This window comes from Frankia sp. CoBUL1 (assembly GCF_978021245.1).
Genome location: NZ_CDXDOS010000001.1, coordinates 80,325 through 88,293, shown reverse-complemented (window position 1 = coordinate 88,293; position 7,969 = coordinate 80,325). Strand labels below are relative to the sequence as shown.

General features: G+C 70.2%; 5 protein-coding genes and 2 pseudogenes. 4 read left to right on the top strand and 3 right to left on the bottom strand.

Going from position 1 to position 7,969, the window contains the following annotated elements; genetic code table 11:
- From AC08OX_RS00490 to AC08OX_RS00475, 4 genes and pseudogenes are all read left to right on the top strand, one after another.
- Positions 1-1,169 (top strand): annotated as a pseudogene (locus AC08OX_RS00490) (histidine kinase); the annotation flags it as partial.
- Positions 1,166-1,588 carry a roadblock/LC7 domain-containing protein gene (locus tag AC08OX_RS00485; protein WP_011435096.1) on the top strand — a complete coding sequence of 141 codons (423 nt, stop codon included), beginning with the start codon at positions 1,166-1,168 and terminating at the stop codon, positions 1,586-1,588. The pseudogene AC08OX_RS00490 and the gene AC08OX_RS00485, both read left to right, overlap by 4 nt.
- A gap of 25 nt (positions 1,589-1,613) precedes the next feature.
- Entirely contained in the window at positions 1,614-1,973 is a 360-nt protein-coding gene (locus AC08OX_RS00480; protein ID WP_011435095.1) for a DUF742 domain-containing protein, read from the top strand.
- A complete protein-coding gene (locus AC08OX_RS00475) occupies positions 1,954-2,550 on the top strand; it encodes a GTP-binding protein (protein WP_011435094.1) in 597 nt (198 codons plus the stop codon). The genes AC08OX_RS00480 and AC08OX_RS00475 overlap by 20 nt, the downstream gene beginning before the upstream one ends.
- A gap of 59 nt (positions 2,551-2,609) precedes the next feature.
- On the opposite strand, the gene AC08OX_RS00470 is transcribed toward AC08OX_RS00475, so the two are convergent.
- The 3 genes and pseudogenes from AC08OX_RS00470 to AC08OX_RS00460 all read right to left on the bottom strand — a co-directional run.
- Positions 2,610-4,031, bottom strand: a complete 1,422-nt coding sequence (locus AC08OX_RS00470; RefSeq protein ID WP_476605975.1) for an ABC transporter substrate-binding protein — start codon at positions 4,029-4,031, stop codon at positions 2,610-2,612.
- 134 nt (positions 4,032-4,165) lie between these two features.
- Positions 4,166-5,818, bottom strand: coding sequence for a hypothetical protein (locus AC08OX_RS00465; RefSeq protein WP_476605974.1), 1,653 nt, complete (start codon positions 5,816-5,818; stop codon positions 4,166-4,168).
- Positions 5,819-7,403: 1,585 nt separating this feature from the next.
- Positions 7,404-7,969 (bottom strand): annotated as a pseudogene (locus tag AC08OX_RS00460) (hypothetical protein); the annotation flags it as partial.

Genomic DNA, 7,969 nt, shown 5'->3' with positions numbered 1-7,969 from the left:
CCGCTCCCGGTGGCCGGCTCGAACCGCCCCCCGACGTCGTACCGGACACCCAGACCATCGACCGGCGCGGATTCGGACGACGGGACGATCCGGTCACGGACGAGACGAGACCGGTGTCGTTCGGGGACAACCGCTGGGGGACCAAACCACGTCCCGGCGGCGCCACCGGGCCCGCTCGGACCGGGCAGCCCGACACCGCCCCGACACCGCCTGCCCCGACACCGCCCGGCCAGACCCGGCCCGATGCCGGTGAGCGGCCCCGGTCGGCCGAGGAGCCGCCCCCCGGGGCCGGCAGCGTGTTCGCCCGCTCCGAGAACCGGCCCGTTCCGCAGGAACGATCGGAGTCCACGGCGTCCACCGGTCCCCGCGACCGGCCGGCGTCGGCGCTCGCGTCCCGGCAGTTGCGCGACACCGGGACGACAGAGGCGGTCTCCGGCGAGGACACCGGCGAACAGACCACGGCAGACCGGGACACCGACGGCATCGAGACGTCGCCGATCTTCGACTCCGTGTCGGCGTGGTTCCAGCGACGTTCGCCGTCCGATCGGACGCCCGCCCAGCATTCGACGGCGGCCGCGGCGGCCCGCCCCACCGGGCCGGGTGCCGGTGGGGCGGCGCCACCGCCCCGTTCCCCGGTCCGTCCGGGGCTCGGTGGGGCCTTCGGGCAACGCGGCCCCGCCCGCTCCGGAGTCGATCCGCTCACGGCTACCCGGACACCGGCACGGGAGGAGCCCGCGACGGACGCGCCGTCAGCGGCTCCGCCCGTCCCGCCCGTCCCGGCCTTCGCGGCCCAGCATCAGCCAGCCCCGCACCATCAACCAGCAGGGCAATACCAGCCAGCACAGCACCAGGCAACGCCCCAGCAGCCCCCGTCCCAGGAGAACTGGACATCTCCCGGGGACGCCGGCTGGCAGGCGGCCGAGTTGTTGCGTCAGCCGAGCACAGGCGGCGTGACGCGGTCGGGCCTACCGGTGCGAGTTCCCATGACCCATCTCGTGCCCGGCAGCGCCGAACCCGCGCCCCGCCGGCGTCCCACCGACACCTCGGCCAGATCTCCTGAGGCTGTAGGAGGCCGGCTTGCCAGCTTCTACCAGGGCGTACGGCAGGGACGTGATGTCGGAGTCGACACCGCGAGGAATCCTCGACGTGACGCGCAGGAGGAACGGTGACACCCGTGAGTTCTGAAGCCCAGAACCTCAATTGGTTGATCAACAATTTTGTCGATCGCGTCCCGGGTGTCGCCCACACCGTTGTGGTGTCCGCAGACGGCCTGCTACTCGCCGTCTCCGACGGTTTCCCCCGGGATCGCGCCGACCAGCTCGCCGCGGTGGCCTCGGGACTGGTGAGCCTGACCCAGGGCGCCGCCCGCGTCTTCGAGGCGGGTGGCGTCACCCAGACGGTCGTGGAGATGGAGCACGGCTTTCTCTTCATCATGGCAATCAGTGACGGCGCGAGCATGGCAGTGCTCGCGGCACCGTCCTGCGACATCGGTCTGGTCGGCTATGAGATGGCACTGCTGGTCAGCCGGGCGAAGGACGTCCTGACCCCGGCGTTGCGCGCCGAACTGCAGGGAACCCTTCCGCGGTGACCGGACGGCAACACAGGGAGTCAGGGTGAGTATCGATCCCGAGGGCACGCCCGGGCCGGTCGTCCGTCCGTATGCGATGACCGGCGGGCGCACTCGGTCGCGCTATGAACTCGCCATCGAGGCACTCGTCTTCACGACGCCTCTCGGCGAGGAACGAGCGATCGGCCTCAACCTGGAGCAACAGACCATCGCCGCCATGTGCCGGCAGGTGCGATCCATCGCGGAGATCGCCGCCGGCCTCCGGGTGCCCCTCGGGGTAGCCCGCGTGCTGGTAGGCGATATGGCGGACGAAGGCTTCGTCCGCGTCCACCAGCAGCCTGACCGCGACGAGGCACCGGATCTCGCGTTGCTCGAAAGGGTTCTCAGTGGCCTTCGAAAGCTCTGACAACAGGCGGGTCAACTCCGCCGTCGCCACGACCTCGGTGAAGATCGTGGTAGCGGGCGGATTCGGCGCCGGGAAAACCACATTCGTGGGTTCGGTGTCCGAGATCGTCCCGCTGCGCACCGAGGCCGTCATGACCGAGGCGGGAGCCCACATCGACGACCTCACCCACCTGATGGACAAGACCACCACCACGGTCGCCATGGACTTCGGCCGAGTCTCGCTGGACGAAGATCTGATCCTGTATCTGTTCGGCACCCCCGGGCAGTACCGCTTCTGGTTCATGTGGGACGACATCGTGCGGGGAGCCATCGGTGCGATCGTGCTCGCCGACACCCGCCGACTGGCCGATTGCTTCGCCGCGGTCGACTACTTCGAGCAGCGGCAGTTGCCCTTCGTGATTGGCGTCAACTGCTTCGACGGGATCCTGCGGCACTCGATCGAGGACGTCCGGGAAGCACTGCAGGTCAGCCCGGCCGTTCCCGTCATCACCTGCGACGCCCGCAACCGCGACTCCACCAAGAGTGCGCTGATCGCGGTGGTCGAGCACACGATGTCGCGGGCGACCGCAGGGACCTGAGGTGATCCGCCCCGGGGCGGCCGGTGCCAGTCGCCCCGGACAAGCGAGCCGACCCGAGCTCAGACGGGCGGGGGAAGCTTGCGGAGTTCGGCATCCAGCGGGACCTTGGTGTTACCCGCATTGTTGACAATCTTGAGGTCGAAATCGTTCGCCTGCTGGTTCTGGTTCCACTGACCACCGACGAGGGCGATGCGAGCCACGTTCTTCGGGACGTTGGGCTGAGCTCCGAACGCCACAGGTCCGACGATGGTCTGGGCGTCGACGTCGCGGATGGCCGTGGCGACGGCTTCCCGGTTGTCGAGGGAGTCGACGTTGCTCAGCGCCTTGACGGCGACCTCGAACAGGGCGTACGAGAATCCAAGGATCTGGGTCCACCCTTGGCCGCGGGCGCTGGTGAAGTCGTTGGCCAGCTCCAGGGACGTCTTGTTCGTCAGCGAGCTGCGGAAGGGATGCGCCGGTGACCACGCCACCTCGGTGGTAAGACCGTCACCACCGGTACCGAGGCCACGCACATCCTCCTGGAAGTAGATCGCCTTGGAGATCGCCAGGGCGTTCGGCGAGTAACCGAAGGTCCTGGTCTCCTTCCGGAAGGTGGCGAAGTCCGCGGCCCGGGACACGCCGACGACGGCCTGCACCCCGTTCTTCTCGAATTCATCGATATAGGTCTTGAATGAGGGCGCCCCGCTTGCGTAGCCGGCTGACATCGGCGACGTCAGCCGGAGATTGTTGTAATTGCGGATGGTGGGAATTCCGAAGTCCGGGTTGGCGAACGCGCGGCCGTCATCGTCGTCCGGATACATGAGCCCCACCTTGGTGATCCCCAGCTGGCTCCACATCGCGACGTAGGTCGCCACCAGGTCCTCCATGCCCCAGAAAAAGTGGTAGGTCCAGCGGAAGGGCATGTCGACGTTGCCGCCCCGGCCATTCCACCAGGCCTGCCACGGGGCGATCGTGGAGATACAGGGAACCTGGTTGATCTCGCACTGGTCCGCGACGGGAACGGCGGTGTCGGAGGTGCCACCGACCAGCACGACGTCGACCTTGTCCTTGAAGATCAGGTCGGTTGTCGCGATCCCGGCGCCATGGCGGTCCGACTCGGAGTCCCGGACGAAGATCTCGACGGGATAGGTGCGGTTCCCCACCTTCACGCCATCGGCCAACATCGTGCGCATCGTCTGCACCACATACGAGTCGACCACGCTGTGGCTGCGGAACGCCCCCGTCCGGGACGTCACATAGCCGAGACGTACCTTGCGCGCCGCGCTGGCCGAGGAGGATGAGCCCCCACACGCGGCCAACAGCCCGGCGGCCGGTGCCGCGACCGCCGCGGTCCCGGCCCAGCGAAGCAGACCACGCCGGTTAACGGTCCGTCGGCCGCTCTCCCGGGGAGCGGGGACGCCCCCGTCCGCACCGCCAGCCACATCCGTCCTGCCAGCGGCGGCACACCGTCCGCCACCCTCACCACGGTCAGACCTGAGCATGGCACCTGATCCTGCCCCATGCCATCCTGAATCCGACAACGGGGGTCGGAACTCGGCAGATCCCGGGCTACCAGAGGCGCCTTAGATCCGACATATCGGTGTTTCACTTACCGTCAGCGTGGGGATGGATCTCCTCAGTTCACCCCGCAGTATCGGTGCGGTGCACTGCCACTCGCGGTGAGTTCCAGCGTGCCCTGCGCCTTGTCGCGGATTCCGGCCCCGGGCTTGGCGATGTGCACCCCCGAAAGATCCTTCAGTGGCCCGCTGGTGAACTTCACGTTGCCGATCACATTCCCGCCGTCGTTACCGGCCACCGGCGTGATCGTGTACTGACCGGCGGTGCCGTCCCAGCTGTAGGCACCGGCGGTCCGTTCGACCACGAGCACACCGACGACATTGTCGGACAGCTTCAGGGGATTCGTCCCGGTAACCAGCCGGCATTCCCAACTGCCATCAATCATAGCCTTGCCATTGATCGCGTCCGGGCTGGTCGTGGTGGGCGTCGGCGAGCCACTGGGGGGAGCCGGCGAAACCGACGGCGCGCTCTTGCCGCCGCCATCGCCGCGCAGGAGCGCATAGCCGCCGACCGCGAGCAACGCGAGGACCAACGCAACGGCCAAAGGACCGATCCAATCCTGACGAAGCCAGGCGAGGCGATCCTCGCCGGAGAAGTCCTCGCCCTCCGGCTCATCCCGGGCATCCCCCTGTTCCCGCGGCCCCACCGCGCGGGCATCACGTCCGTAGGCCCGCCGCCCGGGCCTGGAATGGCCGCCGACCCCGGCGCCCTCCTCATGCCGGCCAGCATGTCCACGGCTCCTGGCGCCGGTTCCGCCCGCGCGACCGGCCCGGTCCGCGGTGCCACGCCGGCGCTCGCCGGCGCTCGCCGCACTCCGCTCACCCGATCGCGTCGATCCGGATGACCGGATGGGCTGGGGAGCCGAGACCGGTTGGAGACTGTTGGTGTCGGTCACCGGATTCGGGGTGCGGCGGCGGTCGGCAGGCACACTGCGACCACTCGGTTTGCGCACCGACCGGGAGGGCTGCCAGCCGCTGTCGTCACCCGGCGCGGCGCCGGCACCTCTGGCCTTTCCCGATCCCCGCCGGGGCACCAGGGACGTCCTCTCCGAGGGAGACTCGGGTCGGCGCCCCACCGGCGACAACGGAGTTCCGACCAGGCCACGCGCACCGGTCCCGGCCGGCGACGCGGAGGCGTCTGGCCGGTACAGCGGACGAGCGGTCGTCATCGTCTCCTCGACCCGAGGTACAGCCAGGTCGCCGGGCCGGCCGCTGGCCCGCGACGCATCGGCGTCGACCTCGGCAGCCGCCCGCCGCTCCGGGGCCGCGAGCGCCCGGCCGCGGGCCGGAGCGGACGGCCCGTTCTGGCCGGACAGCCGGTCGGTCGGACCGGCCAACGAGTCCCTTGGTCCAGACACCCGATTCGCCGGCACCCGCCAGTCGCTCCCCGTCGCGGCCTCCACCGGCGATCGTCGCCGGGCCACCGGGAGCGGTCCGGAGAGCGGGTCCTGGCGGCCGGGGACCAGTCCGGCGATCCCGTTGGGCCCGTTGGGCGGGAGAGAACGGACGGCATCTCCGGTGCCGGGCAGGGGAGTCCGCCAGCCTGCAAGATCCGCTCCGCCGTCGCGGGGGTCCCGCGGACGATCCTGGCGGGAGCGCAGACGGTCCTGGCGGAAGTGTGGGGGCAGGCCCCCGGTGGCCGGACCCTGCCGGCCGACGATGAGGTCGGCGGATGCGAGGAACGCGCCGTTCCCGCCGGCGGCCTTACCCACGGAACCGCCGTTAACCCCGGAACCGCCGTTAACCCCGGAACCGCCGTTGACCCCGGAACCGCCGTTCGGGCCCCTTCTTCCCGGACCTGGGTCCCTGCCGGGACGACTCGACGCCGATCCCGGCAGATAGGCTTCCGCGCCCCCGAATCCGCGGGGCAGAGTTGATGAGGTCGCGCCCGGACCAGCGGATCCGCCGCTACCGGGACGGACCTCGCCGGCCTCCCGGTTCGGGGCGCCCGGGCCCGCTGCGGGCGTGCCCACACCGGGCAGTTGAACACGGGGCGAGCTGTGCCCGTTCCAGGGATCCGTCGAGGAGTATGCGGTTTGGGGCCCGGCATCGGACGGCGGCGCGGCGGCGGTCACGCCAAAGCTCCCGGGCACCACCGGGAAGGCCGGGCCGGTGACCCGGCTCGGGGTGCCCGGCTGGCCCGGAACTCCCCTGAGGTCCGCCGGCGGCGTCGGAACGGCCCGGGACGGCAGCGCAGGAACCGGTCGGGCGGAGATCGGAAACCCACCGGTGAACGGGTCCGCGGAAGCCCCACCCCCCGGTCTCGTCCCGGAGGTGGTTCCCGCCGCCTCGCCGGCCCGTGGGGAACGGCCCATGTGCACCAGTCCCGACGGCGGACCGGTCGGGACCGGGTAGGCCTCCTGACCGGGTCCGCCCACCTGCAGGTCGGACGGCGTCGTAGCCGTCCTGGACACCGCGGACGGTGGCGGGAAGGCCGAGGGGAGGTAGGACGTCGGCCGGGACGCAGCCGGCGGCGGACCGGCGGAAACCCAAGGACCCCTGGGAACAGGAGGAGCAGGAGAAGCCACCGGAGCGGCGGATGACCCCGCCGGGGTGGACGGGCCCGCGGGAGCGGGGGGGGTCACCGAGATGCCCGGCGGGCGTCCACCGGCGGGTCCCGGCGCCGGACCGTCCCAGGTGGTGGTCACGTCGAAGGGATCGGCGGGACGCGCACCGCCGCCTGCCGGCGGCATGGCTGGTCGCGGTCCCGGCGCAGGCTCACGCCGGGACCAGGGGTTTGGATCCCAGGATGTGGGCGCGGGCTCACGGGAGACAGGACGGGCTGCCTGCTCGCCCACCCGCTCCACCGCGAAGAAATCGTCGTCACGACGGGAAGCAGCCGGGCGCCCCGTGGCACCGTTGCGGTCGGTGTCATAGTTCGTCACAGAACTATCACCCGCCTCCGGGTGCGGGCGCCGGGCGTCGGCGACGTTATCCCAGCTTCAGGCATCATGGCCGCTGAACCGCTGTATTTGATCATAGGGCGGCATCTCCTGCCCCCCTGGTCAGCACGATGCGGGCAGTCATCGTGTGGACGTGCGTCGGGTAAATGTGTGATCTGGTCACGCCGCCGGGTCCCCCGCCCAGCCGGACGAATGCACGTGGAGCAGCCTCGCTCCGGGAGGGGCGGTCTCGGGATGTGTCCCAGAGAATCGCACCGCCATGACCGCCCACCGATGCGCGAAGGACGTCCTATCACATCACCGACGAAAAAGCAATAGCACTCTCGTCCGTCGTCCCGTAGCTCATCCAGGCATCTGACAATAGTTCTATCAGTCCACTGTACACTGGTATTCGTCATCGCTTGTCACGGCAGGCGGCATAGATCTCCCGCACGATGCGCTGCGACGACTCGGACTGGACGTTGTCACTGAACCGCTGGTACTCCTCCTGGGTGTAGCCGGCTTCCAACTTCTCCAGCGTGCAGGTGCAATAGCCTTCGTTACCGTTGCTGACGTCAAGGCACGAGCTGAGATATGCCTGACGGACCTCCGGGGAGTAACGGCCCTTCTCCGCCGCGGCCGGGCCGGTCGCGGTCCCGGAGTCCGATCCACCGCCGCCGAGGGCGAGGAATCCGATGACGCCGAGCCCGAGGCAGACGAGAACGACGGCGGCGCCGATCAGCAACGGCGGACGGTCGCGCACGCGCTGGACGAACGCGGTGACCCGTGCCGGCAGCCCGCCGGCCTCGTCGCGCCGAGCCGTCGCCCCGCGCCGAGCCGTCGATTCACGCCGAGCCGTCGCCCCGCGCCGGGAGATGGGCCCGGACGGTGCCCATCCACTGTCGTGCTCGTCGAACGACCCGGCGTACGGCCCCGGCTCGTCGTCCGGATCGTCGTCCCACCGCGATGTGCCGTCCGCCG

Bases quoted from the DNA above. Each gene is read 5' to 3' on its own strand.
- AC08OX_RS00470 (WP_476605975.1), bottom strand. From the start codon at position 4,031: ATGCTCAGGTCTGACCGTGGTGAGGGTGGCGGACGGTGTGCCGCCGCT.